Annotated in this window: 32 protein-coding genes and 1 pseudogene; 18 read left to right on the top strand and 15 right to left on the bottom strand. The window is 63.8% G+C overall.

The window, feature by feature from the left end:
- The first annotated feature begins 45 nt into the window (after positions 1 to 45).
- Positions 46 to 837 (top strand): crotonase/enoyl-CoA hydratase family protein, encoded by a 792-nt coding sequence (locus tag V7E26_RS12575; RefSeq protein ID WP_324416265.1) that lies wholly within the window; start codon positions 46 to 48, stop codon positions 835 to 837.
- Here V7E26_RS12575 and V7E26_RS12580 read toward each other — a convergent pair.
- The 5 genes from V7E26_RS12580 to V7E26_RS12600 form a co-directional block, all read right to left on the bottom strand.
- On the bottom strand, positions 791 to 1,015 hold the full coding sequence (locus V7E26_RS12580) for a hypothetical protein (protein WP_324416267.1): 225 nt from the start codon (positions 1,013 to 1,015) through the stop codon (positions 791 to 793). The genes V7E26_RS12575 and V7E26_RS12580 overlap by 47 nt on opposite strands.
- 259 nt (positions 1,016 to 1,274) lie before the next feature.
- Positions 1,275 to 1,982: a glutathione binding-like protein gene (locus tag V7E26_RS12585; RefSeq protein WP_324416269.1), complete on the bottom strand. Its 708-nt coding sequence runs from the start codon at positions 1,980 to 1,982 to the stop codon at positions 1,275 to 1,277.
- 161 nt (positions 1,983 to 2,143) lie between these two features.
- Positions 2,144 to 3,859: an SH3 domain-containing protein gene (locus V7E26_RS12590; RefSeq protein ID WP_324416271.1), complete on the bottom strand. Its 1,716-nt coding sequence runs from the start codon at positions 3,857 to 3,859 to the stop codon at positions 2,144 to 2,146.
- A 133-nt stretch (positions 3,860 to 3,992) separates the two neighbouring features.
- A complete protein-coding gene (locus V7E26_RS12595) occupies positions 3,993 to 4,229 on the bottom strand; it encodes a hypothetical protein (protein ID WP_324416273.1) in 237 nt (78 codons plus the stop codon).
- A gap of 26 nt (positions 4,230 to 4,255) precedes the next feature.
- Complete coding sequence (locus V7E26_RS12600; protein WP_324416275.1) at positions 4,256 to 5,017, bottom strand: sulfite exporter TauE/SafE family protein; 762 nt, start codon at positions 5,015 to 5,017, stop codon at positions 4,256 to 4,258.
- 142 nt (positions 5,018 to 5,159) lie between these two features.
- Here V7E26_RS12600 and V7E26_RS12605 point away from each other — a divergent pair, with 142 nt between their 5' ends.
- The 4 genes from V7E26_RS12605 to V7E26_RS12620 all read left to right on the top strand — a co-directional run bounded on the left by V7E26_RS12605 (position 5,160) and on the right by V7E26_RS12620 (position 7,835).
- Positions 5,160 to 6,065 (top strand): LysR substrate-binding domain-containing protein, encoded by a 906-nt coding sequence (locus V7E26_RS12605; RefSeq protein WP_324416277.1) that lies wholly within the window; start codon positions 5,160 to 5,162, stop codon positions 6,063 to 6,065.
- The gene (locus tag V7E26_RS12610; protein ID WP_324416279.1) at positions 6,055 to 7,278 is read left to right on the top strand and encodes an NAD(P)-binding domain-containing protein; all 1,224 of its coding nucleotides are present in this window, start codon (positions 6,055 to 6,057) and stop codon (positions 7,276 to 7,278) included. Before V7E26_RS12605 ends, V7E26_RS12610 begins: the two co-directional genes overlap by 11 nt.
- Before the next feature lie 123 nt (positions 7,279 to 7,401).
- Positions 7,402 to 7,614 (top strand): hypothetical protein, encoded by a 213-nt coding sequence (locus V7E26_RS12615; RefSeq protein ID WP_324416282.1) that lies wholly within the window; start codon positions 7,402 to 7,404, stop codon positions 7,612 to 7,614.
- A gap of 65 nt (positions 7,615 to 7,679) precedes the next feature.
- Positions 7,680 to 7,835, top strand: a complete 156-nt coding sequence (locus V7E26_RS12620) for a hypothetical protein (protein WP_442893395.1) — start codon at positions 7,680 to 7,682, stop codon at positions 7,833 to 7,835.
- Between the two features lie 16 nt (positions 7,836 to 7,851).
- Here the strand turns inward: V7E26_RS12620 and V7E26_RS12625 are convergent, their stop codons facing one another.
- Positions 7,852 to 9,144, bottom strand: a complete 1,293-nt coding sequence (locus V7E26_RS12625; RefSeq protein ID WP_324416284.1) for a hypothetical protein — start codon at positions 9,142 to 9,144, stop codon at positions 7,852 to 7,854.
- Between the two features lie 228 nt (positions 9,145 to 9,372).
- Between V7E26_RS12625 and uvrB the strand changes: the two genes are divergently transcribed.
- Entirely contained in the window at positions 9,373 to 12,351 is a 2,979-nt protein-coding gene (gene uvrB, locus V7E26_RS12630; RefSeq protein WP_324416286.1) for an excinuclease ABC subunit UvrB, read from the top strand.
- 17 nt (positions 12,352 to 12,368) lie between these two features.
- Here the strand turns inward: uvrB and V7E26_RS12635 are convergent, their stop codons facing one another.
- A complete protein-coding gene (locus V7E26_RS12635) occupies positions 12,369 to 12,554 on the bottom strand; it encodes a hypothetical protein (protein ID WP_324416288.1) in 186 nt (61 codons plus the stop codon).
- Positions 12,555 to 12,804: 250 nt separating this feature from the next.
- Here V7E26_RS12635 and V7E26_RS12640 point away from each other — a divergent pair, with 250 nt between their 5' ends.
- On the top strand, positions 12,805 to 13,584 hold the full coding sequence (locus V7E26_RS12640) for a hypothetical protein (RefSeq protein WP_324416290.1): 780 nt from the start codon (positions 12,805 to 12,807) through the stop codon (positions 13,582 to 13,584).
- A gap of 135 nt (positions 13,585 to 13,719) precedes the next feature.
- Here the strand turns inward: V7E26_RS12640 and V7E26_RS12645 are convergent, their stop codons facing one another.
- The gene (locus tag V7E26_RS12645; RefSeq protein ID WP_324416336.1) at positions 13,720 to 13,806 is read right to left on the bottom strand and encodes an SEC-C metal-binding domain-containing protein; all 87 of its coding nucleotides are present in this window, start codon (positions 13,804 to 13,806) and stop codon (positions 13,720 to 13,722) included.
- A 757-nt stretch (positions 13,807 to 14,563) separates the two neighbouring features.
- Here V7E26_RS12645 and rnk point away from each other — a divergent pair.
- The 7 genes from rnk to V7E26_RS12680 all read left to right on the top strand — a co-directional run bounded on the left by rnk (position 14,564) and on the right by V7E26_RS12680 (position 18,831).
- The gene (gene rnk, locus V7E26_RS12650; protein ID WP_324416291.1) at positions 14,564 to 14,983 is read left to right on the top strand and encodes a nucleoside diphosphate kinase regulator; all 420 of its coding nucleotides are present in this window, start codon (positions 14,564 to 14,566) and stop codon (positions 14,981 to 14,983) included.
- 325 nt (positions 14,984 to 15,308) lie between these two features.
- A complete protein-coding gene (locus V7E26_RS12655) occupies positions 15,309 to 15,758 on the top strand; it encodes a nuclear transport factor 2 family protein (protein WP_324416293.1) in 450 nt (149 codons plus the stop codon).
- 135 nt (positions 15,759 to 15,893) lie between these two features.
- Positions 15,894 to 16,160 carry a hypothetical protein gene (locus V7E26_RS12660; RefSeq protein WP_324416295.1) on the top strand — a complete coding sequence of 89 codons (267 nt, stop codon included), beginning with the start codon at positions 15,894 to 15,896 and terminating at the stop codon, positions 16,158 to 16,160.
- A 174-nt stretch (positions 16,161 to 16,334) separates the two neighbouring features.
- Positions 16,335 to 16,769 carry a nuclear transport factor 2 family protein gene (locus tag V7E26_RS12665; protein ID WP_324416297.1) on the top strand — a complete coding sequence of 145 codons (435 nt, stop codon included), beginning with the start codon at positions 16,335 to 16,337 and terminating at the stop codon, positions 16,767 to 16,769.
- Between the two features lie 242 nt (positions 16,770 to 17,011).
- Positions 17,012 to 17,929 (top strand): hypothetical protein, encoded by a 918-nt coding sequence (locus V7E26_RS12670; RefSeq protein WP_324416299.1) that lies wholly within the window; start codon positions 17,012 to 17,014, stop codon positions 17,927 to 17,929.
- A 183-nt stretch (positions 17,930 to 18,112) separates the two neighbouring features.
- Positions 18,113 to 18,529 carry a hypothetical protein gene (locus V7E26_RS12675; RefSeq protein WP_324416301.1) on the top strand — a complete coding sequence of 139 codons (417 nt, stop codon included), beginning with the start codon at positions 18,113 to 18,115 and terminating at the stop codon, positions 18,527 to 18,529.
- Positions 18,530 to 18,684: 155 nt separating this feature from the next.
- A complete protein-coding gene (locus tag V7E26_RS12680; protein WP_324416303.1) occupies positions 18,685 to 18,831 on the top strand; it encodes a hypothetical protein in 147 nt (48 codons plus the stop codon).
- A 42-nt stretch (positions 18,832 to 18,873) separates the two neighbouring features.
- On the opposite strand, the gene V7E26_RS12685 is transcribed toward V7E26_RS12680, so the two are convergent.
- The 3 genes from V7E26_RS12685 to V7E26_RS12695 all read right to left on the bottom strand — a co-directional run bounded on the left by V7E26_RS12685 (position 18,874) and on the right by V7E26_RS12695 (position 20,100).
- Positions 18,874 to 19,014, bottom strand: a complete 141-nt coding sequence (locus V7E26_RS12685; RefSeq protein ID WP_324416305.1) for a hypothetical protein — start codon at positions 19,012 to 19,014, stop codon at positions 18,874 to 18,876.
- A gap of 142 nt (positions 19,015 to 19,156) precedes the next feature.
- Positions 19,157 to 19,636 (bottom strand): MaoC family dehydratase, encoded by a 480-nt coding sequence (locus V7E26_RS12690; RefSeq protein WP_324416306.1) that lies wholly within the window; start codon positions 19,634 to 19,636, stop codon positions 19,157 to 19,159.
- Positions 19,637 to 19,638: 2 nt separating this feature from the next.
- On the bottom strand, positions 19,639 to 20,100 hold the full coding sequence (locus V7E26_RS12695) for a MaoC family dehydratase (RefSeq protein WP_324416308.1): 462 nt from the start codon (positions 20,098 to 20,100) through the stop codon (positions 19,639 to 19,641).
- Positions 20,101 to 20,307: 207 nt separating this feature from the next.
- Between V7E26_RS12695 and V7E26_RS12700 the strand changes: the two genes are divergently transcribed.
- On the top strand, positions 20,308 to 20,601 hold the full coding sequence (locus V7E26_RS12700) for a DUF4282 domain-containing protein (RefSeq protein ID WP_324416310.1): 294 nt from the start codon (positions 20,308 to 20,310) through the stop codon (positions 20,599 to 20,601).
- 39 nt (positions 20,602 to 20,640) lie between these two features.
- Here the strand turns inward: V7E26_RS12700 and ychF are convergent, their stop codons facing one another.
- From ychF to V7E26_RS12720, 4 genes are all read right to left on the bottom strand, one after another.
- Positions 20,641 to 21,738: a redox-regulated ATPase YchF gene (ychF, locus tag V7E26_RS12705; RefSeq protein ID WP_324416312.1), complete on the bottom strand. Its 1,098-nt coding sequence runs from the start codon at positions 21,736 to 21,738 to the stop codon at positions 20,641 to 20,643.
- A 27-nt stretch (positions 21,739 to 21,765) separates the two neighbouring features.
- Entirely contained in the window at positions 21,766 to 22,380 is a 615-nt protein-coding gene (gene pth / locus V7E26_RS12710) for an aminoacyl-tRNA hydrolase (protein ID WP_324416314.1), read from the bottom strand.
- Between the two features lie 21 nt (positions 22,381 to 22,401).
- Complete coding sequence (locus V7E26_RS12715) at positions 22,402 to 23,121, bottom strand: 50S ribosomal protein L25/general stress protein Ctc (protein ID WP_324416316.1); 720 nt, start codon at positions 23,119 to 23,121, stop codon at positions 22,402 to 22,404.
- Positions 23,122 to 23,411: 290 nt separating this feature from the next.
- On the bottom strand, positions 23,412 to 23,684 hold the full coding sequence (locus V7E26_RS12720; RefSeq protein WP_324416318.1) for an accessory factor UbiK family protein: 273 nt from the start codon (positions 23,682 to 23,684) through the stop codon (positions 23,412 to 23,414).
- A 182-nt stretch (positions 23,685 to 23,866) separates the two neighbouring features.
- On the opposite strand from V7E26_RS12720, the gene V7E26_RS12725 reads away from it, so the two are divergent.
- The 3 genes and pseudogenes from V7E26_RS12725 to V7E26_RS12735 form a co-directional block, all read left to right on the top strand.
- Complete coding sequence (locus V7E26_RS12725; protein ID WP_324416320.1) at positions 23,867 to 24,601, top strand: dienelactone hydrolase family protein; 735 nt, start codon at positions 23,867 to 23,869, stop codon at positions 24,599 to 24,601.
- A 12-nt stretch (positions 24,602 to 24,613) separates the two neighbouring features.
- Positions 24,614 to 25,468, top strand: a complete 855-nt coding sequence (gene lgt, locus V7E26_RS12730; protein ID WP_324416322.1) for a prolipoprotein diacylglyceryl transferase — start codon at positions 24,614 to 24,616, stop codon at positions 25,466 to 25,468.
- Positions 25,465 to 25,687: pseudogene (locus V7E26_RS12735) on the top strand (class I SAM-dependent methyltransferase); the annotation flags it as partial. The gene lgt and the pseudogene V7E26_RS12735, both read left to right, overlap by 4 nt.

The following is a 25,687-nucleotide window of genomic DNA, read 5'->3' on the forward strand; positions in this document are numbered from 1 at the left end:
TGGACTTCTAGGCTCACTCAATCAAAACCTTTGCGGAGCCTTCCGATGTCCGATCCCATCCTGCTCGAAATCAGCGACGGCATTGCGCTGGTCAGGCTCAACCGTCCCGACAAGCTCAACGCACTGAACTACGCGCTGATCGACCGCCTGATGGCGGTGCTGGATGCGATCGAAACCGACGACGCCGTGCGTGCCGTGATCCTGACCGGCGCGGGTGAACGTGCGTTTTCCGCCGGCGCCGACATCCACGAATTCTCCGGCAGCATCCGCCGGGGTCGCGATACCGCGATCCGCGACTTTGTCCGCCGCGGCCAGGCCATGACCGCGCGGCTGGAAGCGTTCCGCAAACCTGTCATCGCGGCCGTGAACGGCCTCGCCTTCGGCGGCGGCTGCGAGATCACCGAGGCGGTCCATCTCGCCATTGCCAGCGAGCGCGCGCGATTTGCAAAACCGGAAATCAATCTCGGCATGCCGCCGACCTTCGGGGGAACGCAGCGGCTGCCGCGGCTCGCCGGCCGCAAGCGCGCGCTTGAACTGTTATTGACCGGCGATCCGTTCTCGCCGCAGCGGGCGCACGAGATCGGTTTGGTCAACAGCGTCGTGCCGCACCAGGCGCTGCTGCCCGCCGCGCACGAGTTGGCAAACCGGATTGTCAGGCATTCGCCGCTCGCGATCGGCGGCATCATCACCGCGGTGACCCGCGGGCTGAACATGACGATTGCCGAAGGGCTGCAGGTCGAGAGCGAGCAGTTTGCGGCGCTGGCGCCGACCGCCGACCTTGGCGAAGGTATCAATGCGTGGATGGAGCGCCGGACGCCGTGCTATCGCGGCTGCTGACATCGTGTGCGACACTCGCCGCGATCACCGTCCGCATGTCGTCGGCCAGTTCGCGGTAATGCAGGCCGAGGCGCAGATACAGCTCGCGCTTCTTCGTATCCCCCGTCAGCTTGCTGATCAGATCGCATTCTGCGGCGAGGGTCTCGAACCGCTCCAGTTTGGCTTCAAAGTGGGTCATGACGCGTCTCCCCTGAACGGCCACTTGGGAGAGCAGCTTACGCCTCGATATTGCGTCACAGCTAACATCGTTATCGGATAGAACTAATTTACAGCCTCGGCGATTGCGCCGACAGACGCGCAATCATTGCCTGCCGGCTTGCGCCGGCGAAGATCGAGGCTCACAGGTCAGTCGTGGTATCCAGGTGATCTTCGCGCCATCGGGCGCGCATTCGCGCGACCCGTTGGCTCCTCGCAGTGACGGTGGCGCGACCGTCCCTCTACCGCACCACCGCGGCGGTCTGCCCGAACAAAACCCTGCGCTCCTCCTCGGTGCGGTTGACCGGCTGGCCGAAATTCGGATTGACCTCTTTCGCCCTGGCATAGGCGCGCTCGGTGGCGGGCCGGGCGCGGATCGTCTCCAGCCAGCGCTTCAGATGCGGAAAATCGTCGATGTTCTGGCTCTGGTTCTTCCACGGCACCACCCATGGATAGGAAGCCATGTCGGCGATCGAATAGTCGCCGGCGATGAATTCGCGATCGGCGAGGCGCTTGTTGAGCACGCCGTAGAGCCGGTTGGTCTCGTTCACATAGCGGTCGATGGCGTATTTGATCTTTTCCTGCGCGTAGACATTGAAGTGATGGTTCTGCCCGGCCATCGGCCCGAGCCCACCCATCTGCCAGAACGTCCACTGGATCGCGTCGTAGCGGCCGTGGAGATCGGCGGGAAGGAATTTTACGGTCTTCTCGGCGAGATAGAGCAGCATTGCGCCGGATTCGAAGATCGAGATCGGCTTTCCGCCGCCCTTCGGTTCATGATCGACCATCGCGGGAATGCGGTTGTTCGGCGCGATCGTCAGAAACTCCGGCTTGAACTGCTCGCCCTTGCCGATCTGCACCGGGAAGATCTTGTAGGGCAGCCCGGTCTCCTCGAGGAACATCGTGATCTTGTGGCCGTTCGGCGTGGTCCAGTAGTAGAGATCGATCATGGGGCGTCCCATCCTGCTCATTGTCATGCTATCGCGAAGAACATGCGATTGCATGAAAATCATCGCAGAACGATACCCAAGTCAATGCCTGGAGTTGTGCCTCAAGGCGAGTTGATCGGCTGCCCCGTGCTGCCCGCAGCACGAGGCGCTCTCCCTCCGGATCAGGCGTGCAGCCAGAATGCGCTTTCGGCGAACTGATCGCCTTTCCACCAATTGAGGCTGCCGGTGCCGCGGCGGAAGTTCACGGCGCCGGCCTGGCTTTGCAGCGGCCTGGTGACTTCGCCCGCGGCGTTGCGCACCGCGCGATGGTCATTGGTTTCCGGCACTACCGCAACGATATGGCCCGACTTGCCGTCCTGCTTCCGTCGCGCCACGATCAAGCCGACCGCGCCGACATCAGCCTCCTGCTGCAGCTTGGTCAGCGTGCTGGTCTGGCGCCAGCCGAAGCGCGGTCCGAAGTCGCGCAGCCAGCGGAACAGATCGTTGGCGCGCACCTCCGTGATGGTGTTCTCGATCAGCGGCTGGACCGCCTCGCCTTGCGCCAGGCGCTCGATGGCGCCCGGAGTCCACCACACCCGCGGCAGGTACACGCCGGCCAGGAAACAATAGTCGTGCGCGTAGATGTTGCAGAAGGTCAGGCCACTGCGCGGCTTGTAGCGCTTGTGCGCCGCCTTGTCGGAAGCGAGATAGTCGATGATCGCGTCAAGGCCGCTCCGCAGTTCCTCCGGCGTCTCGCCCTTGCGCTTGGGCATATCGGGCTCGTTGAGCGAATGGGCGCCCGCGATCTCGGTTCGTCTCGTGATCAGGCCCGGCCGGCGCGGCATGAAGACCTCGACGATGCCGCTGGTGGGCGCGTCGCTCATCATCTGCACCACGGGAATGTCGCTGACGTCGGCCGGCGCCGGCACAAGGAACTCAGCCGAGGCGAAGCCGCGAATATGCGCACCGGACAGGCTGGTTTCGATTTCGATGAACTTCTTCACCGGCGTGCCCGTAACGGCGCGCACCGGATGACCGTCAGGCAATTGCGCGATCACGTTGCCGGTAGCCGGCGAACTGACCTTCGGCGCGCTGCGCACACGTAGGGGGCTGAGCTGCGTCTTGACGACCATGAACGGCCCGGTCGCCTCGACCGGCGTCGGCGGCGGGATGATCGCCTGGCCAGGCGGCGGTGGCGGCATTGCCGGCGAACCACCCGGCACCGGCACCGTGTGCGCCATGCGGATGAAGTCGAAAATCTGCTCGCCGTAGAATTTGTGGCCGTCGAAATGGCCCTGCTTCAGGCCCTTGCTCGGGTTGAAACTGCCGGTGTTGTAGGCGATCGCGACCGCCGTCAATTGCATGTCGGTGAGCTGTGGCTTGTTGAAGAGACCGATCTTCTTTGCCTTGTCGGTCAACTCGCCGATGGCCCTGCCGAGCGTCTCGCTGAACTTCTCGTAGCGCCTCTCGAGAAAATAGTCCGGATCGTCCTTGAAGAATTGCAGGTCGAGCTGGAACATACCGAAGCCGCGGCAGAACTTGCTTGCGTTCGACACCGGAAATCCCGGAATGAACCGTGCCATGTCCACCAGCGCCTGGCGCGCGATGGCAAACATTTCATCGCCTCTCGGAGCCGTCAGCAATTGAGCCTTGTTCTTCGGAAATGCCTTGCGGCCGCCGCTCGGTGGCTTGAAATCGATGGTGTCTCCGACGCAAAGCGCGAGGATGCGGTCCAGCGTCAACTGCGGCTTCTTGCGCAGGATCGGCCAGACGTCACCGGTCTCCTGACAGGCCAGCGCGACCATGAGATCCAGCGTGAACGGCGTGCCCGCGATCGCCGCTTCGACTTCAGCGTGGAAATTTTCCTTGAACCATTTCATATCGGCAATGTTCGGCATGGCAATATTCCCCCGCCTCATGTCGCGCAATGAACCCCTGATAAGGGCACGCCAACCTGAATAGGTGATGGCATCGCGGCGAAATATTGCCGCGCCCACATTCACGGAAACTTGTAATTGTCATCCGTGGGGATCAGTGACCGCGCCGGTTGTCGCGGAGGAATTTCGCGCCGCTCTCGGTGATCGCGACGCGCAGGCCGCGGCCGGCCGAAGGCTCCCGCGTGACATAGCCGCGGTCGACGGCGTCCTCCCAGATGGTGAGGCGCGGGCATGAGGTGCGCCACGTCTCGATCACGTCGGAATAAAGCCGCGGCTCGCGGCCGATCCATTCGACGAGATCGAGCACCAGGGGATCGGTCGCCTCAGTCATCGAGTGCCTCCCGTCGAAGTCGGACGTCAGAACGCCATCGCGCTGGTGCGCGAGAACAGCAGCCAGCCGCCGTAGAGGATGTAGTAGCCGGCAACCGTCGTGATGATCCGGTTCGCCCAGGTGCGAAACTGCGCGTCGCTCATCGCCTCAAGAATGCGCCGCGCCAGCGTGGTGCCGAGCATCGAGGCCGCGACCGCCACCGCCGCCAGCACCGGGTCGAGCGTCGAGGCCTGGTCGATGATGCCGCCGAAATAGATCAGCTTGGTGAAATGGCTCGCGACCTGGCAGGTCGCCTTGGTGGCGACCACCTCGCGGCGGCCGAAATTGCCGCCGAGGAAGAACGTGTCCATCAACGGACCGGAGACGCCGGTCATCAGCATCAGTCCCATGCAGATGAAGCCGTAGAACGAGCCCTGATAAATACTGTCGGGATTCGGCTTGATGTTCTTCGGCATCATCCGCGCCATGAACGGCGTCACGCCGAGCAGCAGCAGGGCGATCGGCTTGTCCGGCACGTAGCGGGTCACCGACCACATGCCGAGCGCCAGCGCGCAGCCGATCAGATAGACGAACACCGGCCGCCAGCGGATATGCGCCCGCCACAGAAAGGCGCGCCAGCCGTTCGAGGCCATCTGCGTGATCGCGTGCAGCACCATCGCGGTCGGCAGCGGCATCAGCATCAACAGCACGCCGATCAGGATCATGCCGCCGGCCATGCCGAACAGCCCCGACAGAAACGCCGTCGCGACCATCAGGACACCCAGCGCTGCGATCATCAACGGCGTCACGAAAAGTCTCCTGCATAGGCCCGCGGTTGAACTGCGCCTGACCGATTCAACCAAAAGAAACCACAGCTATTCTTGTGCCTTGCTTGTGAGTCAGGCGCAAACTGAGTTATCTTGCTCTGGCATAAGTTTTCCTGAGGGTTAGGTGCGGCGACTGCTCTTTCTCAATGGCATCAAGGCGTTCGAGGCGGCCGCGCGCACCGGCAGCTTCGCCGCCGCGGGCTCGGAGCTCAATGTGTCTGCCGCCGCGGTCAGCCGGATGGTGCACCTGCTGGAGGAGCGGCTCGGGGTGGCGCTGTTCGAGCGCAAAGCCAACCGCCTCGTCACCACGGCGGCCGGCCGTTCCTATCAGGGCGGGCTGACCCCGATCTTCGACGCGCTGGCGAGCCTGACCGCCCAGGTCACCGCGCCATCAAGCGTCCGGGTGCTGACCATCGGCGTCGGGCCGACCTTTGCGATGAAATGGCTGATCCCGCGGCTCGCCGATTTCCGGAAGGAAGAGCCTGATATCGACGTCCGCATCACCACCGGCGGCGCGGCGGTGCCGTTCGGCGAGGACTGGAGCTGCGGCATCAAGCTCGGCGACGGCGAATGGCCCGGCCTGATCGCCGAACCCTTGTTCGCCGCCGATCTGCTGCCGGTCTGCGCGGCACGGCTCGCCAACCAGCTCAGGCGTCCCGCCGATCTGAAGGGGCCGACCTTGCTGCGGGTGGCGCATTCGCCCGACGACTGGCCGGCATGGCTGGAGGCCGCCGGCACCGCCCGCATCACCGCCCGCGGGACGGAATTCGAATTCTACGGCCAGGCGCTGCAGGCCGCGGTCGACGGCCTCGGCATCGCCATGGGTATCCGCCCCTATATTGACGACGACCTCGCCGCCGGGCGATTGGTTGCACCCTTCGCGTTAAGCGTTCCGAAGGGCATGCGCTGGTACCTCGTATATCGGGGTTTCAGCACTGCCCAACGCGACTTCACTGCCTTCCGCCGCTGGATCATCCGTGCGGCGGCGGAACCTGCCCTGCGCCGCAAGAGTCAACGCCATGCCGGATGAGACCATCGAAACGCTCGTGATCGGCGGGGGCCAGGCCGGCCTCACCATGAGCCACCGGCTGAAGCAGCGCAGCCGGCCCCATCTCGTGCTGGAGCGCCGCCGCATCGCCGAACGCTGGCGCAGCGAGCGCTGGGACGGGTTGAAATTCCAGTTTCCGAACTGGTCGATACGGCTGCCGGAGTTTCCGTTTCCGCACGACGATCCCGATGCGTTTTCGGACACCGACACCATCATCAGATACATCGAGGCCTACGCCGACTTCGTCGCGCCGCCGATCCGATGCGGCGTTGCAGTGACGCGGCTGTCGCAGCGCGACGGCGGAGGATTTCTCGCCGAGACCACGGACGGCGCGATCACAGCCAGTAACGTCGTCGTCGCTACCGGCCCCTATCAGCGCAATATCATCCCGGACATCCTGCGCGATCATCCCGTGTTCCAGGTCCATGCCGCCGACTACCGGAATCCCGAACAGCTTCCGCCGGGCGCGGTGCTGGTCGCCGGCGCCGGCGCGTCGGGCGCGCAGATCGCGGAGGAATTGCAGCGCGCCGGTCGCCACGTCTATCTGTCCATCGCACGGCACCGCCGCCTGCCCCGTCGCTATCGCGGCCGCGACCTGGTCTGGTGGCTCGCCGAAATGCGGCTCGACCAGATGACGCCGGAGGAGCGCGGATCGGCGCGACTTGGCCCCGTCATCTCCGGCGCCTATGGCGGCCGCACCATCGACTTCCGCAATTTCGCCGCCGACGGCATGACCTTGGTCGGGCGCCTGGCGGCGGCGCAAGACGGCGTGATCGAGATCGCGCCGGGCCTTGCCGACAGCCTGTTCGACGGCGACCTCGTCTACAGCACCTTTCTCGGTACGGTCGATGCCTATGCGAAGCGGCGCCAGCTCGAGCTACCCGAGGATGCCGACGCCCACACGAGGGTCGCCGACCCGCCATGCGTCACTGCGCCGCTGACGCATCTCGACCTCGCCGCCACGGGCATCTCGTCGGTGATCTGGTCGACCGGCTACGGCGTCGATTTCGGCTGGATCGATGTTCCCGTGATCGATGAACGCGGCGAGGCGGTTCACCACAAGGGCGTCTCTGATGTGCCCGGGCTCTACTTCCTCGGCCTGCAATGGCTGTCGAAGATGAACTCCTCGTTCCTATCAGGCGTCGGCGACGACGCCGCCGTGCTCGCCGACCATATCGCGGCGCGCAGTCCGTAGGACGTGACGCGAACCGCCGCATCCGCGGAACCGCAAAAAATCCGTCGCATGTGAACCCGTTCACATCTGCGCTGTCCCCGCCGTGCTGTTGTGGGCGATACGGGCAATTCCGGGGGATGCGCCATGATTTACGGCGGCTTTGAAATTCAGTCGTTCGAAGCGGGGAGAGGGCTGTGGCACGCGAGAATTCAACGGACCGACCATGCGCCGGTCGTGATCGATGGCATGGCGTTCCCGACCCTCGAAGTCGGCTTCGCGTGGTCGGATCCGGAAGCGGCGATCGCAGACGCGAAAGCCCATATCGATCGTTTCAGCCCGCGGTTTGTGAATCCATAAATACCGGCGCGCTGCCCGGCCGCATCGCACTGCCTTCGGCCGAACAGACCCTGCAGGCTACGCCGGTGCTTTCGAGTTGCCCGGATTGCAGCGCCGCGCTGTCGGTGCTGCGCGTCATCCCCGGCCGTGCCGGCGCCGAATACTGGACCATGCGCTGCACGCGCTGCGGCGGGATTCATCTGGACATCATCAAGCCCTCGCCGTCCCCGCTGACAGCGTAAGTCGCGGCCCCGCCGTTCAGCGTAGCGCCGCGCTCGACACCCTGAAGGTGTCGACCGGCGTCGCCGGCTGTGTCGTGCTGGCCTGCGCTGCGACGGCCACGGCGGCGTGCGTCTGCGCATCGGCGCTGGTCCCGCGTGCCGCGTTGCGGATATTGGTCAGCCCGGTCACGGCGTTGTACCAGAACGGCGCGCCGAGCCCGACCAGCAGTCCGCCGAGGAAGAGGTAGAACCAGACAGGTGGTGAGGTCGGCACCTGCACCCATACTTCCCGCTGCCAGCGATTCTTGCCGCAATCCTTCCAGAGCGATTCGAGCCCTTCGCCTTCCTTCTTGTTCGGGTCCTTGCAGGTCCACGCCCACTGGGACATCTTCGCCCGGTCGATGCGTTCCTCGTTCCAGCCGAGCGGCAGGCCGAGATCGGCATATTGCTCGACCGTCGAATTCGCCTTGGCGATCGCTTCCTTCCAGTCGTTCTTCAGGGTTTCGATCTGCTTCTTGACCTCCTCGGGCGTCAAGCTCGCGTTCGGATCGATGTCTTTCAGCGCCTTGGCGGCCTCGGCGGCCGCCTTGTGTTGCGCGGTAATCGCCTCGCTCTGCTCGATCACCTTGGCGCGGGCGTTGGGATCGCGCAGATAGGTCTTGAACAGATCGACCGCATCGACGTGGGCGAGGAGCGCCAGCGCCATCGCCACCCCAACCGACAACAGCCGCGCCCGGCCCTCGAAATAGACGCTGGCTTCCTTGCCGAACGCCTCGAACTTCTGCGCGACGTCCTTCAGCACGGTATCGACGGCATCCGCGGCCGCGCCGCCGGCACCCCGCGCGGCATTGTTGGCCGCGATATTCGCCGCCGCAATCGCCTGCCCGACATCGATGCTGCCGAGCCGCTCCATGAACTCGGCGGGCGTCATCGCTGCAAGGTCGCGGCCGCTCCACAATCCGAACGCTCGCGGCGGATTGGCCGCCACCTGCTGCGGCGCATCGGTCGGCGTGGCCTTGGGCGTCACGCCCATCGGTGCGCGGTTGGCGCTCATGCGCTCGACGAAGGCGGTGCGCACACCCGCCAGCAATTCCACGACGCGATCGTTGCGCGCGGCGACGGCAATTCCAGGATCGGCCGCCACGGCGCGCGTGATCGCCGGGACGACATATTTGGCCAGCACCTGATCGAACATCTGCCCGAGCACGTATTTGAGCCCGGCTTCGCGCATCGAGAACACGCGGTGAATGATTTCGACAAATGACGAGACCACCAGCGACAGCGCGAGCATCGTGATCGCGAACGCCAGTGCGGCTTCGATGAGCTGCATTGACTCCCCCTCTGATTATCTCGCCGCATTCAATCACAGGCTGTCTTGCGGTCAACACGTCTCCTCACACTATCAAGGCATCCTGCACATCCTCTGTTCGGTGAAGGGCGCCCTCGCAATGTCAGTGGTTGGCAGCAGTTCCGGCGCCGCCGCACGACCTGCGGATCGACAACACGGGACGGCGAGTTCGGCCTTTTCAGCGGCCTGCGGCAGTCCCATATTGCGGGCATGGCGAAGAAACCCGACCCTCCCAAAAAATCAGGCAAGACTCCGAAATCCAAGGCACACCGGCCCGACGTTCAGCCGATCGGGCCTGCGCTGGCGGAACTGCTCAATCCCGCTCTCAACCGCGGCGATGCCGGCATGGGCTCCGGCACCGGCCTGCAGCCGCCGCCGGACAACTCCTGGGACCGCCGCGCCGGCGGCGAGGCGGCCGCGCATCGTGCGCGCGCCTCGACCAAAGGCATGGGCGACGACGTCGCCAAACGCGATGCCGGACACGGCCTCGAGGAAGCCCCGCAAGCCAACTACGGCACCTCGGCCACCATCCCGACCCTCGACCCTGAGCTCGCGCGCCAGCTCGGTCTGCCGACGGCCGAGGACGACGACGAAGCGCTCGCCCGCCCGCCGCGCAGCAAGATGGAATCGCTTGGCGTCAAGGCGACCGCCGACGCGCTGGAGAACCTGATCCGCGACGGCCGCCCGGAATTCCGCAAGGACGACGGCTCGATGAGGGTGTGGACGCCGCACCGGCCGCCGCGCCCGGAAAAATCCGAAGGCGGCGTGCGCTTCGAGATCAAATCCGAATACCAGCCGAGAGGCGACCAGCCGACCGCGATTGCCGAACTGGTCGAGGGCATCAACCGCAACGACCGCACCCAGGTGCTGCTCGGCGTCACCGGCTCGGGCAAGACCTACACCATGGCCAAGGTGATCGAGGCGACGCAGCGCCCGGCGCTGATCCTCGCGCCGAACAAGACGCTCGCCGCGCAGCTTTACGGCGAGTTCAAGAACTTTTTTCCCGACAACGCCGTCGAGTATTTCGTCAGCTATTACGACTACTACCAGCCCGAAGCGTATGTGCCGCGTACGGACACCTACATCGAAAAAGACTCCTCGATCAACGAGCAGATCGACCGCATGCGCCACTCGGCGACGCGCGCGCTGCTGGAGCGCGACGACGTCATCATCGTCGCCTCGGTGTCCTGCATCTACGGTATCGGCTCGGTCGAGACCTACACCGCGATGACCTTCGCGCTGAAGAAGGGCGAGCGCATCGACCAGCGCCAGCTGATCGCCGACCTGGTCGCGCTTCAGTACAAGCGCACCCAGGACGACTTTACCCGCGGCACCTTCCGGGTGCGCGGCGACGTCATCGACATCTTCCCGGCGCACTATGAGGACCGCGCCTGGCGCGTGAATTTGTTCGGCGACACCGTCGAGAATATCGAGGAGTTCGATCCGCTCACCGGCCACAAGCAGGACGATCTCGAATTCATCAAGATCTACGCCAACTCGCACTATGTGACGCCGCGCCCGACGCTGGTGCAGGCGATCAAGTCGATCAAATCAGAGCTGAAAATGCGGCTCGACGAGCTGAACAATCATGGCCGCCTGCTCGAAGCGCAGCGGCTGGAGCAGCGCACCACCTTCGACCTCGAAATGATGGAGGCGACGGGAAGCTGCGCCGGCATCGAGAACTATTCGCGCTATCTCACCGGGCGCCGCCCCGGCGAGCCGCCGCCGACGCTGTTCGAATATGTCCCGGACAATGCGCTTGTCTTCGCCGACGAGAGCCACGTCACGGTGCCGCAGATCGGCGGCATGTTCCGCGGCGACTTCCGCCGCAAGGCGACGCTGGCCGAATATGGTTTCCGCCTGCCCTCCTGCATGGACAACCGTCCGCTGCGGTTCGAGGAATGGGACATGATGCGCCCGCAATCGGTCGCGGTCTCGGCGACGCCGAGCGGATGGGAGCTGAACGAAAGCGGCGGCGTGTTCGTCGAGCAGGTCATCCGTCCGACCGGCCTGATCGATCCGCCCGTCGACATCAGGCCCGCGCGGACGCAGGTCGACGACCTCGTCGGCGAGGTTCGCGCCACCGCCGCGGCCGGCTATCGCTCGCTGATCACCGTGCTGACCAAGCGCATGGCGGAGGACCTCACCGAGTATCTGCACGAGCAGGGCATTCGCGTCCGCTACATGCACAGCGATATCGACACGATCGAGCGCATCGAGATTATCAGAGACTTGCGGCTCGGCGCATTCGACGCGCTGGTCGGCATCAACCTGTTGCGCGAGGGCCTCGACATTCCCGAGTGCGCGCTGGTCGCGATCCTCGACGCCGACAAGGAAGGTTTTCTGCGCAGCGAGACCTCGCTGATCCAGACCATCGGCCGCGCCGCGCGCAATGTCGACGGCAAGGTGATCCTGTACGCTGATCAGATGACCGGATCGATGGAACGGGCCATCGCCGAAACCAACCGCCGTCGCGAGAAGCAGGTCGAGTACAACGAGGCCAACGGGATCACGCCGGAGAGCGTGAAGAAATCGATCGGCGACATCCTCAACTCCGTCTACGAGCGCGACCACGTGCTGGTCGAGATCGGCGACGGCGGCATGGCCGATGACGTGATCTCGATCGGCCATAATTTCGAGGCGGTGCTGTCCGACCTCGAAACCAGAATGCGCGAAGCCGCCGCCGACCTGAACTTCGAGGAAGCCGCGAGACTCCGCGACGAAGTCAAACGCCTGCGCGCGACCGAGATGGCCGTCGTCGACGATCCCACCGCCAAGCAGCGCAGCGTGCAGAAGCAGGCCGGCGCCTATGCCGGCACCAGAAAATACGGCGACGCCGCCAACCTGCCGGTGAGCGCCATGAAGAAGAAAGGTGTACAGGCCGCCCTGAAATCCAGCCGCGGTGGCTCCCCCTCTCCTCGTTCTTTACGGGGAGAGGGTCGGGGTGAGGGGCTCTCTCCACAAGGCGGTGCCTCAACCAAAGTCCACAAGCCCCATCTCGACGAAATGCACGGCCCGGAATCCCTGCCCTACCGCCCCGACGCGGCAAAGCCGCGCAAGCCCGAATTCGGCTCCGGCAGCAAGATCTTCCAGCCGACCAATTCGCGCGAGTCGGGCCCGGAGTTCGGGCCGTCGCCACGGTCGACCGGCGGCGCGCCGGGACGGCGGGGAGGATGGAAGAAGCGATAGCGCGGCACCGCCGGCGTCTATCGCTCGTTTCGCATGTAAGGGCTCTTCTCGGAATAAAGCTTCAGCGCCGGATCATCTGCAATGATGCGCGCCGCCGCTTCTGTCCGCATCGGCTTCGTACTTTGCCGGTCACCCGAGAAGCTCCACGCCGCCACGCCAACCGCCAGCATCGCGGCCCAGATGATAATGAAGTCCTTCGTCATCGCTGCCTCCACACAGGCTGCAATGCAGAAACGATGCCAGCATACATCAATCAGGCTACCCGCGCACCGCTCGCCTGCCGCGATATGCGCCGGTCTGGCATGTCCAATCTGATGCGTGGAACTTCCAGCGCGCATTCCTGCCTTGCGAAGGCTCGCGGTTCCCTGGTCCAAGAGATGTCAAGATTTCTCCCCCTTTTGGGCCTCGATGGAGCGTAACGCGTGCGAGGACATCACAAGGAGGCATCCTTCAATGCCGACCGAAGACGGCTTAAATCCGGACCAGAATTTGCCCCTCTTCCTGGCCGATGAACCGGCGCAGCGGGGTACCAGGAAAACCTGGAATAGATCTGTTCTTTCGTTCGCCGTCCTCGGTGCGGGCGTCTGGCTTATTGCGGCATCGGCGCTGGTTGTCGCGCTGCTATCGGCAGGAGTTCCAGCGCGCGTGTCTGCATACCTCACGGCTTCGATCGCCGATGTCACGGCTTCGCTGACCAGCAAAACGTCGCTTCAGCCTGGCCCCGACCAATCAACGCCGCCGGCGATTCAAGATACCGCCATTATCCAGGATACCGCCGCTATCCGGGATACCCCCGATGTCCAGGCTTTGCCGCCGAGGACCAGCGACGCGCCGGCCCCCGAACAAGTTGCCGCCGGGCCTGAACTTGCGGAGTCACGCGACAGCCTGATCAGCCAGTTCGAGGCCTGGGCGGCCGAGAGAGAAGCGCGAGGCAAGCTGGAAGACGCACAGCCCGTTCAGGACAGGCCGGCATCCGTTCGAGAGACCCCGACACGGGTCGCGCAGGAAGCAGAGGTTGCGAAGGATGAACCGGCAGCGCGCCGGCCCAGCCAAAAGCGCCGGCACGTTCGCGCCACCCGCGAGGCACGCGCGGAATTGCGACCCGCGCACGATCGCCGAAAGGTCAGGCGGGTAGCGGCCCCTCCGGCAGATGCCCGGGCACCGGAACAGGTCGAGCCTGTCCAGCCTCCGCAGCCACCGTCGTTCCTGCAGAGCCTCGGCTGGAGCAATTAGTTAGGCCTGGCCGACTGCGGTCCATCGCGACGAGAAAGTATCATTCCGGGACTGCCACTTCGCGACGCCGGAATGATGACTTGTTATCGCCTATCGGCGGCTACTCCCTAAAAGTAATAATGCCGGTTTGACCCATCATGGTCGCCGGACTTCATGCAACAGGCTTTGAAACCTGCGCCTTGAGCCGCACGGACATAGATCGTTGCGGCCGAGCTTTTCCATCAGCTCGACGCTGCCGTGGACGACGCGCTGTCCGCGCTTGACATGGGTTTCCGAAGGGAAGGACTTCCGCCGCTTACGCGTGATGCTGAAAGCTGGGGAGGTTTTCGAGATCACGATGCTTGCGCATGACACACCTCCATAGGTTCGATAAGCGGCCCATTGCCGCGCGGCGTAGCTAGCATACACCGGTGAAATTGCAAACTTGCGCACCGGAAAAGATACGGAAACAGTTCTCTCTTACGCCGCCTTCGATCCCTGCGGTTGAGCAACCAGATCAACGCCAAGCGCGTGAAGCGCCTGCGCAAGAGCGCCATCTGAAGCTTCTGCTTCGCATCCGCTCCTGCGCGGTTTCGTCGCAATGTTGTGGAGCGAACGGATGACTATAGTTATCCTATCATGACCTACGTCATCGTCATCGATCCGCGCATTGCGCGCTTTGGTCTGCACGCCGGTCGCCTCCACGCAGGCGGTTAGCCGGACGGCTTGCCGCGCCGTCCGGACTCTTTCATCAGCTTCCATTCGTCTTGCTGACCTCTGGGCGGTCAGCCCTGGAACACAGAAAGGACGGTGCCGTGCGGCCTCTTCCAAGAATCTCGTTGATTGCATCGCAGTACCCGCGCCTCGAACAGTTCGTGCGCGTCGCAGTTCAACGGGGAGATCGGGAATGCCAGCTTCCTCATGGGGCGGCGCGAAGAAGAAGAACGCAATTCGACGACGACCCCGGACCACCTGCAGCCTGAGAAGAAGGAAAAATCACGTGACCAACATCGATGCCAGCCTGCCCCGCAGGCGAGAACCGACGCTCCCCGACATCAGGGTTACCGAGGACGAGTTACGCCGGCTCAGTTCCCTCGCCAACTCGGGCATGGAACGCTTCCCGCGCGTTGCTCACTTTCTCGCCCGGGAAATGGAGCGTGCGTCGGTCGTGACCGACGATGGCGACCTGCAAGGCGTGGTCAGGATGGGATCGAAGGTGACGTACCGGGACGATGAGACGGGCGCCGCCCGGGATGTCGTGCTGGTCTATCCGCATGAAGCAAACATCGAACTCGGCCGCATCTCGGTCCTGACGCCGGTTGGGGCCGCCCTCATCGGCTTGTCGGTGGGACAACGCATCGCGTTTCAGACGCCTGGCAGCGGGACCAAGTCCATCACGGTGCTCGCAACGTCCCATTGAAGGACGGAATGAGTGCAAATTCGCCTGCCGCTCGTAACCGAGCGGCACATTCCATTTCATGCCCGTTACCCCCACCGCCGGTATTGCCAGCCTCATCTCGCTCGTCACCAGTTGAGCGCGGCGAGTTTGCTTCTGGTGTGCTTCGCGCGCATAGCGCCCACGGCGGTGATGGCCTACCGCCAAAGGGCGCGGCGCAAAAAGCTTTTGGCCGAGCGCGTAATACTTTCAGAAACTTTAAATCCTTTTGCTGATTGATCGTCTTATCGATCCGTTCACAATGGGCCGCGACCGCGAGAGCCGGCCCGAATGCAGGTGGGAAGGGCGAATGACCGAGGGATCGAACCGCCAGCGCGTGCTGGATTTCCTCAACGTCCTGTATTCCGGCGACATCGACGCCGCGCTGGACCGCTGCACCGACGACGTCGAATCCCTCGCCAATGCCCCGATCGACATCCTGCCGCATATGGGCCACCGCCGCGGCAAGGCCGAACTGCGCGAGATGTGGGAAGCGGTGAGCGCCCGCTATTCCGAGCTGCGCTGCGAAGTGCCGTTCCTGATCACCGAGGACGACAGGGCCGCCGCCTTCATCCGCGTATACTTCCGCAAGAGCATCAATCAGCGCATGGTGCAGTTCGATATCGCCGGCTTCTACTCGCTGCGCGACGGCAAGATCAGCCATATCAGGGAAGTCATCGATACCTTCGATCTGGTCCAGCAGTTGCTCGAACGCGACGTCGCCGCGATCCTGACCGGCCGACGGTCCACCCCGATGTAGCGTTGTTATCCACCTGTCGTTCCATTTGTACATCCGCGCGGCAAGCCTGCGCGTTGCCTGTTTTTCCCACAGCCGTTGAACCCAATCGTTCCGTCCGTGACACACCACAAGGCCGTTTCCGGACAAGAAGAACGTATGAAGATCGCGCTGCTGGCTTTGCTCGGTTTGGCGTTGGGGACATTGGGGGGCGCGGCGCTTGGCATCGGGGCCGGGCTGGCCTGGGTGGAAATCTTTAAAACCTCGAGTTTTGAAGGCTATAGCGGGATGCTGGTGTTCTTCACCTTCATGCCGGCCGGCGCCGCGATCGGCGGTATCGGCGGCGCCCTGCTGTTCGGCATCCTTTCCATTCGCGACGCCGAGATCGCCATCGAGCGCGAGCCGGTCCACCACCGGGAGCGCTGATTCCGCCCGAAATCGCTGCATTTGTGCAATGCAAAAAATGACAATTGTATTTCGGCCGAACTCCACTATTTCTGGCCGCAACAGTGAATGTCGGCATGGCCGCCCGGCGTCGATGAAGACGCCCGGCCGGGCTTGATTGCCGTTTTGTATTCCAGCTTCCAAGGACCGCATCAAATGACAGAGCACAGTCTCTGGCGTTTCTCGCGCGCGTTGCATCGCGCCGTCAACGAACGCCAGCCCGAGGATATCGAAGCCCTGCTCGACGAGGACGTCGAATGGTCGATCTATGGCCCGGTCGACCTCTATCCGTTCTTCGGCGCACGCCGCGGCAAGGCGGCGGTGATGGATGTGATCAGGCAGATCGCCGACAATTTCCGCGTCCACCGCTTCGACCGCGAATCGATCATGCTGGGCGTCGACTCGGCGTCCTCGATGATGCGCTACTCGCTGACGGCGCTGGATTCGAACAAGCCGATCAGCCTGCGCATCGCCCATTTCGCGCAGTTCAAGGCCGGCCGGCTGACCAATCTGCGCGTGCTGGTCGACACCTTCGATCTCGTCGAGCAGACCGTGGGCTATCCGATCCACCTGCAGCGGATCGCGGTGTAGCCGTTTCCGTTCTGTCTTGCGTTATCGTCATGCCCGGACAAGAGCGCGAAGCCGTCTTCGCGATACAGTGTCGGGCATCCACGTCCCCTGCTCCGCCAGCCCCGAGTAGAGCGTGGATGGCCGGGATTTAAGTCCCGGCCATGACGGCCCGCGCACCAAACTGACGCGCGGTCATAATTTTGCGCTAAAACAAACGCAATCTGGACGCGACCTGGAATGCGGGCGGGGCAATGATTTCGAACATGCGACGTGGCTCGGCGCGGCTGCCAATGCTGGTGGCCGGCGTGAGTTTGGCGTGGATGCTGTCGGCCGCGGCGCAAACGCCGCCGGCGAGCGACGAGCCCGAGATGCAGGAGACGGAGGACGCTGGTGCGGCTCCCGCCGAGGCGGCGCCCGGTGCCAGCGACGACGACATCATGAAGGACGTCGACGTCAGCAAGCTCGACTGGAGCCTGCTCAATGTCGACGCCTCGGTCCTCGCTGACCTCGCCGCGAAGCGCGGCGGCGGATCAAAAGGCCCGAGCGGAACGGAAACCATATGGTCCGCCAATGAAAGAGCTAACGGCACCTCGGCGGTGTCGGTCAGGCAATCGATCTCGCCGTTCTGGGACACCCGCATCGGCGCCGACATGACGGTCGCGCGGCAAGGCGCCGCGACGACGTCGGAGCAGCTTTCGGAAAAGCTCGCCAATGGCGGCAGCCTGCCGCAATCGTCCGGCACCGCCTGGGCGGCGGTCACCGCCCCGGGCGTCGCCTCGATCTGGGATACGACGTCGGTCGAAGCCCGCATCGACCCCAACTCGGAGCAAAGCAAGCTCGGCACCTCCCTGAGCAAATCGCTGCCGATCGGCGAGCAATATTCGCTGACGCTGAAGAACGACTACAATTTGATCCAGCAGGGCCTCGTGCCGGTGCCGGGCATCGTCAGCCATCCCTCGCGCAGTTCCGAGACCGACCAGTCGGCGCGGCTCAGCATCGCAGACACCGGCACCAGCTTCACGGCCGGCCAGACGCTATCGGGGTCTGAGGACAGATGGCTGCGCAAGGTCGGCGCCGAACAGAGGCTGCTCGATGGCATCACCATCTCCGGCTCGATCGGCGAGACGCCCTCGGGCGCGGCCAACAAGAGCCTCAGCGCCGGCTTCAAGCGGAGCTGGTAGGGGCCGAACTGTCTTGATTTGAAACGCTTTTCGGGCGCAAAAGCGTCGGCGGCCGAGAATGAACGACCATTGCCGCAGATTGGCCCAGATGCAGCCAAAATCGGCAGGACAGATGCGGCCCGATCCATTTCGTCGTGCGGGGGGACTCCGCGCTCGCCTGAAAGCGAAACAGAGGAATAGCCGATGAACGCCACCAATCGACCCGAGCAGGTTGAATCGAACACCGAGGTCGAGACCGATCTCGCCGCCGTCTCCGAGGTCGAGGCCGGCATCCGCGATTTCGTTCGCAACGATATCGCCTATCTGCGCCGGCCCGCCGTCGCGACGGACACCGCCCCGCTCGATACCAACGCGGAAGCCACCGTCAACAACGTCAACTCGCTGATCCAGCGCGTCGCCGGAACCTCGCTGGCGGAAATCGAGAAGCTGATTTCGGAACTGGAAAGCCTCCGCGACCTCCTGCATGCCGAAGGCCAGCGCGTCCAGCGCGAGATCTCGGGCTACGCGCAGCTCAGCCAGGCCGCGATGAAGTCGACGCGCATGATCGCCGACAACGTTACGCAGTGGAAGCGCGCTGCCGACGGCCTGCGCAACAGCTAACTCGATCGTTGCAAAAATCTGACACTCCGCCGCGTTCCGCATGGAGCGCGGCGGTTTTGTTTGGCTGTGCGCGATCTGAATCCTATAAGCGGATTAACGTCCAAAGACGACGTCGTGACGCGGGGGCAGTCACCTTTTTCAAGGACTTACCGGCGATGCAAAACGTTCAGAACGTTCAGCCAGAAAATCTGGATACGGTGCCGCTTCGGCAATCGTCACACGGCGTGGGCACGATCGCGATCCGCTTCGTCAGCCTCCTGACGGTTGCAGTCGTGGCGATGGCGCTGATCTGGAGCCGCTGAAATTTTTCCGATTCGGCGGCTGCGTTTGCAATCCGGAATCTGTTAGCGCACGAACGCGGTGTCTTCGATCGTATAGACACCGTCCGCGTAGGACTTCACCACCATTCCGGCGGTCAGCATCACCGCCAGCGTGACGGTTGCGAAGACAAAGCCGACGAATTTCAGGCTGCCGCGATCTGCCATGTTCATCCCCTCGGTACTTCCCCTGAGACGCTTATGGCAGGTAGAACGTTCAAAATGTGTTAGCAAATATTCGGTTTCGCGGCGGCATGGATTACGAAACTCTAACGAAACGATTCGTTAACCATGTCTCATTGGAGAGATCCTAGCCCACGTTCCGCCGCGGCACGAAGGCGGTGGCGAGAAACGAAAACACCACCTCGCCGCGCTGGTTGGTCCCGGTATTGCGGGCCTGCAATATCCCCCACTGGGGACGCTTCTCCGAGGTCCGCTTGGTTTCGACCCGGTTGGAAAAGCTGATGGTGTCGCCCGCCCGCACCGGCTTGATCCAGCGCAGTTCGCGAAAGCCCGGCGACGGTCCCCATATCGCAACCTTCTCGCCGCGTGCGGTGGCCTCGGCCGTCAGCCGCTTGCCGTCGGCGACCAGCAACTTCATGCAGACCGCGGCGACGTGCCAGCCCGATGCCGCCAATCCCCCGAACAGCGAGTTGCGCCCCTCCTCCTCATCGAGGTGAAAGCGCTGCGGATCGAACTGCGCGGCAAACCGCTTGATGTCGTCGGCGGTGAAGGTGAACGAGCCAAAGTGGCGCTCGGCACCGATCTCGATATCCTCGAAGAAACGCATCGCTAGCCCGTCCCCGCCCCGGCGCGCCGCTGCACGATGATCGGCGATTCCATCTCGCACAGCACCATGCCGGCCGCGTTGCGGATCGTGCCCTTGAAGGTGACGATGCCGGTCTCGGGACGGCTCTTCGAGACCCTGGCCTCGGCGACCTCGACATCCAGCGTCAGGTCGTCACCCGGACGCAGCGGCGACAGCCAGCGCATCTCGTTGACGCCGGGCGAGCCGAGCGAGGCGGTACGGCCGATGAAGCCGTCGAACAGCATCCGCATCATGAGCGAGCCGAGGTGCCAGCCCGAGCCGGACAGCCCCTTGAGCATCGAGGCGTTGGCGGCGGCCTCGTCGAGATGCATCGGCTGCGGGTCGTATTCGGCGGCGAACGCCAGGATGTCTTCGCGGGTGACGTGGCGCGGCCCGAACGTGCCAAAATGGCCGGGCGTAAAGTCTTCAAAGGTCAGCGGCGTCATGGATTGAGGATCAGGATTGGGGATTTGCTGCGGTGAAGCCCGAATGTGGCCGTTATTTGTGGCAATCTCAACCCGCCCACTCGCATGGCTCGTTCGCCCCGGGCGAGTAACCCACGTGGCGCTCGCTCCCGGCTTGCCCGAAACAGTTTTCGGGGCTAGCGGTGTGCGGTCTGGATTCAGGTTTTTTGACTCGCCGGAGAACGATCGATGTTCGACTTTCAGGATCTGTTTCAGTGGGACCGCTTTATCACCCCCACGATCATCAAGACCTTCTATTGGCTGGTCATCGGCCTGATCGTGCTGTTCGGTTTGTCCGGCATCTTTTCGGCGCTCGCCGCGATGGCGATCAGCCCGTTCGGCGGCTTCATCCTGCTGCTATCCTCGATCGCCTCCATCGTGGTCGGCGTGGTGTTTTCACGCATTGCCGCGGAATTCGTTCTGATCGTCTTCCGCATCAACGAGCATCTCGGCGCGATCCGCGATCAGGGCCAGATGCGGTAGGCTTTCTACCCAGTCCGAGCGAAGCGACGGAGGCACACGTCAGGTATTGAACCGGAAGTGCATCACGTCGCCGTCGGCGACGACATATTCCTTGCCTTCCAGCCGGAGCTTGCCGGCATCGCGGGCGCCGGCTTCGCCGTTCAGCGCGACGTAGTCGGCATAGGCGATGGTTTCGGCCCGGATAAAACCCTTTTCGAAATCGGTATGGATGACGCCGGCCGCCGCCGGCGCCTTGGTGCCGCGGTGGATGGTCCAGGCGCGGGCTTCCTTCGGACCGACGGTGAAATAGGTGATGAGGTCGAGCAGCTGGTAGCCGGCGCGGATCAGGCGGTCGAGGCCGGCCTCTTCCAGGCCGAGCGTCTCGAGGAATTCGGTCCGTTCCTCGCGCGACAGGGTCGCGATCTCCGATTCGATCTTGGCCGAGATCACCACCGCGACCGCGCCTTCCTTCCTGGCGTGCTCGAACACCTGCTTCGAAAAGCTGTTGCCCTCCTTGGCCGAGCCTTCCTCGACGTTGCAGACATAAAGCACCGGCTTCGAGGTCAGGAGGCCGAGCATGCCGAAAGCGCGCTCTTCCTCCGCCTTGCGCTCGAGCGCCCGCGCCGGCTTGCCCTCGCGCAGCAGCACCAGCGCGCGGTTGACGAGGTCGAGCTGCTCCTTGGCGTCCTTGTCGTTGCCCTTGGCTTTCTTGGCGAGATTGTCGACGCGCTTCTCGAGGCTGTCGAGGTCGGCCAGCATCAGCTCGGTTTCGATGGTCTCGATATCGGCGAGCGGCGCGATCTTGCCTTCGACATGGGTGATGTCGGAATCCTCGAAGCACCGCACCACATGCGCGACCGCGTCGACTTCCCGGATGGTGGCGAGAAACTGGTTGCCGAGGCCCTCACCCTTCGAGGCGCCGCGCACCAGGCCGGCGATATCGACGAAGGTCAACCGCGTCGGAATGATCTGCGCCGAGCCCGCGATATCAGACAGCTTGTCGAGCCGGGGATCGGGCACCGCGACCTCGCCGACATTCGGCTCGATGGTGCAGAACGGATAATTCGCCGCCTGCGCCGCCGCCGTCTCGGTCAGCGCGTTGAACAGCGTCGACTTGCCGACATTGGGCAGGCCGACGATACCGCATTTGAATCCCATAGCGTGTCCTGAAGTCCGTTCGCGATGTCAGTTGCCGCCGTTGGCGTCACCATCGCCCTTGTCGAAAATTCCCTTGGCCTGCAGAACCAGGTGAACCTTGTTCTGGAACGTCGAGTCCTTGCCGGTTGCCAGCAGCCCGGCATTGTCGGCAACGGCCTGGCACAGCGCTTCCACCCACGGCCTGTCGCTCTTCGCAAAGTCCGACAGCACGTGGCTATGCACCAGTTCCTTGATGCCGGGATGACCGATCCCGAGCCGCACCCGGCGATAGTCGTTGCCGATATGCGAGGAGATCGAGCGCAGCCCGTTGTGACCGGCAATGCCGCCGCCGATCTTGACGCGGACCTTGGCCGGCGGCAGCTCGAGCTCGTCCTGGAACACGGTGACGTCACCGACGCCAAGCTTGAAGAAGTTCGCAGCTTCCTGAACCGCGCGCCCTGACTCGTTCATGTAGGTGGTCGGCCGAAGCAGAACGACCTTCTCGCGATCGAGCATGCCCTCGGATGTCTCGCCCTGAAAACGGCGACGCCACGGTGCGAAACCGTGGCGTCGCGCAATCTCATCGACGGCCATGAACCCGATGTTGTGCCGGTTGTTCGCGTATTTCGAACCGGGGTTACCGAGGCCAACAAACAAGCGCATGACGCGGCATCCCGCGTTCGCTTACTTCTTCTTGTCGCCGCCCGCCGGCGCCTTGGCGGCAGCCGCCGGGGCAGCACCCGCCGCAGGCGCGGCAGCAGCCGGAGCCGCGGCACCCGCAGCCGGGGCAGCCGCACCACCGGCAGCCGCAGCAGCGGCAGCCTTCTGCTCTTCCGCGTAACCGGACGGCGGCACGATGGTGACGAGGGTGGCGTCCTCGCGCGACAGCGACTTCACGCCGGCCGGCAGCTTGATCTCGGACAGATGCAGCGAGTGGCTGATTTCCAGCGCCCCGGCATCGGCCTCGATGTACTGCGGAATATTGTCGACCGAGCATTCGAGGTCGATGGTGTGAGTGACGATGTTGATGGTGCCGCCGCGCTTGACGCCGGGCGAGGTTTCGCCGTTCACGACATGCAGCGGCACGCTGACGCGGATGGTCGCGCCTTCGCCGAGCCGCAGGAAGTCGACATGGAGCGGAAAATCCTTCACCGGATCGAGCTGGAAGTCGCGCGGAATCACGCGGTGCTTCTTGCCGTCGAGTTCAACGTCGAACAGCGTGGTCAGGAACCGGCCGGCCAGAATGCGCTGGCGCAGTTCCCGGTCGTCGACCGAAATGGTTACGGGGGGCTGGTTGTTGCCGTAGATCACTCCGGGAACTCTCCCGGCGCGACGCTCTGCCCGTGCGGCCCCCTTGCCGCCGTTCGGACGCGCGGTCGCCTTCAATTCCTTGACGGTCGCCATCGTGCTAAGTCCTTGTTTTCTAAAAAGTTAAAGGCCGCATCGCGGCCCGTTGGCGTCCTACAGCAAGCCTCCAGGGGTGCGGGGGCTGCGGACGTGGCGGGCTTTTAGCCCCAAAGGGGCGAAATGACAAGGAAATGAAGGGATCTTTCTGTGGTTTGGGCCTGTCGCCCGAAAGCCGTCATGCCCGGTCTTGGACCGGGCGTCCACGTCCTTGCCGCCGCGACGAAGGACATGAACGGCTGGGCATCTGCGCGAGGACGCGCAGCCCGGCCATGACGATCGGTAAATCCCTAGCCGTCCGCCGCGGGCGCGGAAATCCCGAGTTTGGCCTCGAGAGCCGCGATCCGGCTCTTGAGGGCCTCGTTTTCCTCGCGCGCCAGGCGGGCCATGTCCTTGACCGCGTCGAACTCCTCGCGCTTGACGATATCGAGGTCGCGCAGGATGCGTTCGGCCTGGTTGCGCATGACCGTGTCGACCTCGCGCTTGACGCCCTGCGCGGCCCCGGCGGCGTCGTTCATCAAACGGCCGATCTCGTCGAAAAACCGGTTGCTGGTCTGGGTCATCTGGAACGCTCCGCTCGCCAATTGATCGTCACGACACAACAATGGCAATCCCGAGGGAAACGTTCAAGGGCGCGGTTCAGGGATGTCGTAACGGCCCTTTGCCTTGTCATGTCAGTCTTTCCTTGCAATCGTATCGTGCAACCCGCCAGACCCCGGAATCACCAGGCAAGAAGAAGCGCCCCATGATCGACCAGCAGATCGATATTGCGACCAAGGACGGCAAGACCACGACTTTCATCACCCATCCCGAGCGCGGTGGCCCGTTCCCGGTCATCATCTTCTACATGGACGCACCGGCGATTCGCGAGGAACTGCGCGACATGGCGCGGCGGCTCGGCACGTCGGGCTATTACGTGATGCTGCCCAACATGTACTACCGCTCCGGCGTCATGGAGCTGGGACCGATCCCGCCGGATCCCGAAGCGCCCGAGCGCAAGCGGATGTTCGGCTTCATGAACTCCATCAACATTCCGATGGTGATGGAAGACACCAAGGCGCTGCTGGCGTTTGCCGAGACCCAACCCGCCGCGAACACGAAGATCGTCGGCACCGTCGGCTATTGCATGAGCGGCCGTTACGCGGTCAACGCGGCGACGCATTTCCCGGATCGCGTGAAGGCGGCCGCGTCGGTCTATGGCACGCATCTCGCGACCGACCAGCCCGACAGCCCGCATCTCGCCGCAAGCAAGACCAAGGCCGAGCTCTATTTCGCCTGCGCCGAGACCGACATCTATGCGCCGCAGGAGATCATCGACAAGGTGGCTGCCAGCATGAAGGGATCGAACAACGAAGTCGAGACCTATCCCGGCACTCATCACGGCTTCGCCTTTCCCAAGCGTCCGGTCTATCACCGCGACGCCGCCGAGCGGCACTGGGAGCGGCTACTGGCGCTCTATCGCCGCAATCTCAAGTCCTGACCACTGTCACCGATGCCGCTTCTCACCATCGCGTTTCCCGACATCGATCCCGTTGCCATCTCGATCGGACCGCTGGCGATCCGATGGTATGCGCTGGCCTATATCGCGGGCATCGTGCTCGGATGGGTCTATGCGCGCGCCTTGATCAAGAGCGAGAAACCGTGGGGTGGGCCGGCGCCGATTACGACGCTACAACTCGACGACTTCATCCTCTGGGTCACGCTGGGCATCATCATCGGCGGCCGCACCGGCTACGTGCTGTTCTACAATCCTGCTTTCTTCATGCAGCACCCGGCCGCCATCCTCAAACTATGGGAGGGCGGCATGTCCTTCCATGGCGGCTTCCTCGGCTGCGTCGCGGCGGTCATGCTGTTCGCGCTCAGGAACAACATCTCCATCCTGTCGCTCGGCGACATCACGACCGCCGTTGCGCCGATCGGGATATTTCTCGGGCGGATCGCCAATTTCATCCGGGGCGAGTTGTGGGGCCGGCCGGCGGATGCCAGCGTGCCCTGGGCCATGGTTTTCCCGGACGGCGGCCCGCTGCCGCGGCATCCGAGCCAGCTCTACGAGGCCGGGCTCGAAGGCATTTTGCTGTTTGCGATCCTGGCCATCATGATCCGCATGGGCGCGCTGAAACGGCCGGGCCTGATCCTCGGCAGCTTCATCGCCATCTATGCCCTCGCGCGCATCACCAGCGAATTCTTCCGCGAACCGGACCCGCAGCTCGGATTTTTGTGGGGCGGGCTCACCATGGGTATGCTCTTGTCGGTGCCCATGATCATTGCCGGAGCGATCCTCATCGCGATGGCATCGCGCCGCGAGGCGCAGCAGCAGCAAGAAAAGTCGATCCAGGGCAGGCCGTGACCGAATACTCGCCGTTGCAGTCGGATATCCACAAGCTGATCAGATCGTCAGGCCCGATGCCGGTCTGGCGATACATGGAGCTGTGCCTGATGCATCCGCAGCACGGCTACTACGTCTCGCGCGATCCGCTGGGCCGCGAAGGCGATTTCACCACCGCGCCCGAGGTCAGCCAGATGTTCGGCGAGCTGCTCGGCCTGTGGACGGCCTCGGTGTGGAAGT

Origin of the sequence: Bradyrhizobium sp. (assembly GCF_036735945.1) — a bacterium.
Taxonomy (GTDB): domain Bacteria; phylum Pseudomonadota; class Alphaproteobacteria; order Rhizobiales; family Xanthobacteraceae; genus Bradyrhizobium.

What these genes read in the sequence shown, in the direction of transcription:
- V7E26_RS12575 (WP_324416265.1), top strand. Translation starts at nt 46, where the DNA reads ATGTCCGATCCCATCCTGCTCGAAATCAGCGACGGCATTGCGCTGGTC.
- V7E26_RS12580 (WP_324416267.1), bottom strand. Translation starts at nt 1,015, where the DNA reads ATGACCCACTTTGAAGCCAAACTGGAGCGGTTCGAGACCCTCGCCGCA.
- V7E26_RS12585 (WP_324416269.1), bottom strand. Translation starts at nt 1,982, where the DNA reads ATGATCGATCTCTACTACTGGACCACGCCGAACGGCCACAAGATCACG.
- V7E26_RS12590 (WP_324416271.1), bottom strand. Translation starts at nt 3,859, where the DNA reads ATGCCGAACATTGCCGATATGAAATGGTTCAAGGAAAATTTCCACGCT.
- V7E26_RS12595 (WP_324416273.1), bottom strand. Translation starts at nt 4,229, where the DNA reads ATGACTGAGGCGACCGATCCCCTGGTGCTCGATCTCGTCGAATGGATC.
- V7E26_RS12610 (WP_324416279.1), top strand. Translation starts at nt 6,055, where the DNA reads ATGCCGGATGAGACCATCGAAACGCTCGTGATCGGCGGGGGCCAGGCC.
- V7E26_RS12615 (WP_324416282.1), top strand. Translation starts at nt 7,402, where the DNA reads ATGATTTACGGCGGCTTTGAAATTCAGTCGTTCGAAGCGGGGAGAGGG.
- V7E26_RS12625 (WP_324416284.1), bottom strand. Translation starts at nt 9,144, where the DNA reads ATGCAGCTCATCGAAGCCGCACTGGCGTTCGCGATCACGATGCTCGCG.
- uvrB (WP_324416286.1), top strand. Translation starts at nt 9,373, where the DNA reads ATGGCGAAGAAACCCGACCCTCCCAAAAAATCAGGCAAGACTCCGAAA.
- V7E26_RS12635 (WP_324416288.1), bottom strand. Translation starts at nt 12,554, where the DNA reads ATGACGAAGGACTTCATTATCATCTGGGCCGCGATGCTGGCGGTTGGC.
- V7E26_RS12640 (WP_324416290.1), top strand. Translation starts at nt 12,805, where the DNA reads ATGCCGACCGAAGACGGCTTAAATCCGGACCAGAATTTGCCCCTCTTC.
- V7E26_RS12645 (WP_324416336.1), bottom strand. Translation starts at nt 13,806, where the DNA reads ATGGAAAAGCTCGGCCGCAACGATCTATGTCCGTGCGGCTCAAGGCGC.
- V7E26_RS12655 (WP_324416293.1), top strand. Translation starts at nt 15,309, where the DNA reads ATGACCGAGGGATCGAACCGCCAGCGCGTGCTGGATTTCCTCAACGTC.
- V7E26_RS12660 (WP_324416295.1), top strand. Translation starts at nt 15,894, where the DNA reads ATGAAGATCGCGCTGCTGGCTTTGCTCGGTTTGGCGTTGGGGACATTG.
- V7E26_RS12665 (WP_324416297.1), top strand. Translation starts at nt 16,335, where the DNA reads ATGACAGAGCACAGTCTCTGGCGTTTCTCGCGCGCGTTGCATCGCGCC.
- V7E26_RS12670 (WP_324416299.1), top strand. Translation starts at nt 17,012, where the DNA reads ATGCGACGTGGCTCGGCGCGGCTGCCAATGCTGGTGGCCGGCGTGAGT.
- V7E26_RS12675 (WP_324416301.1), top strand. Translation starts at nt 18,113, where the DNA reads ATGAACGCCACCAATCGACCCGAGCAGGTTGAATCGAACACCGAGGTC.
- V7E26_RS12680 (WP_324416303.1), top strand. Translation starts at nt 18,685, where the DNA reads ATGCAAAACGTTCAGAACGTTCAGCCAGAAAATCTGGATACGGTGCCG.
- V7E26_RS12685 (WP_324416305.1), bottom strand. Translation starts at nt 19,014, where the DNA reads ATGGCAGATCGCGGCAGCCTGAAATTCGTCGGCTTTGTCTTCGCAACC.
- V7E26_RS12690 (WP_324416306.1), bottom strand. Translation starts at nt 19,636, where the DNA reads ATGCGTTTCTTCGAGGATATCGAGATCGGTGCCGAGCGCCACTTTGGC.
- V7E26_RS12695 (WP_324416308.1), bottom strand. Translation starts at nt 20,100, where the DNA reads ATGACGCCGCTGACCTTTGAAGACTTTACGCCCGGCCATTTTGGCACG.
- V7E26_RS12700 (WP_324416310.1), top strand. Translation starts at nt 20,308, where the DNA reads ATGTTCGACTTTCAGGATCTGTTTCAGTGGGACCGCTTTATCACCCCC.
- ychF (WP_324416312.1), bottom strand. Translation starts at nt 21,738, where the DNA reads ATGGGATTCAAATGCGGTATCGTCGGCCTGCCCAATGTCGGCAAGTCG.
- pth (WP_324416314.1), bottom strand. Translation starts at nt 22,380, where the DNA reads ATGCGCTTGTTTGTTGGCCTCGGTAACCCCGGTTCGAAATACGCGAAC.
- V7E26_RS12715 (WP_324416316.1), bottom strand. Translation starts at nt 23,121, where the DNA reads ATGGCGACCGTCAAGGAATTGAAGGCGACCGCGCGTCCGAACGGCGGC.
- V7E26_RS12720 (WP_324416318.1), bottom strand. Translation starts at nt 23,684, where the DNA reads ATGACCCAGACCAGCAACCGGTTTTTCGACGAGATCGGCCGTTTGATG.
- V7E26_RS12725 (WP_324416320.1), top strand. Translation starts at nt 23,867, where the DNA reads ATGATCGACCAGCAGATCGATATTGCGACCAAGGACGGCAAGACCACG.
- lgt (WP_324416322.1), top strand. Translation starts at nt 24,614, where the DNA reads ATGCCGCTTCTCACCATCGCGTTTCCCGACATCGATCCCGTTGCCATC.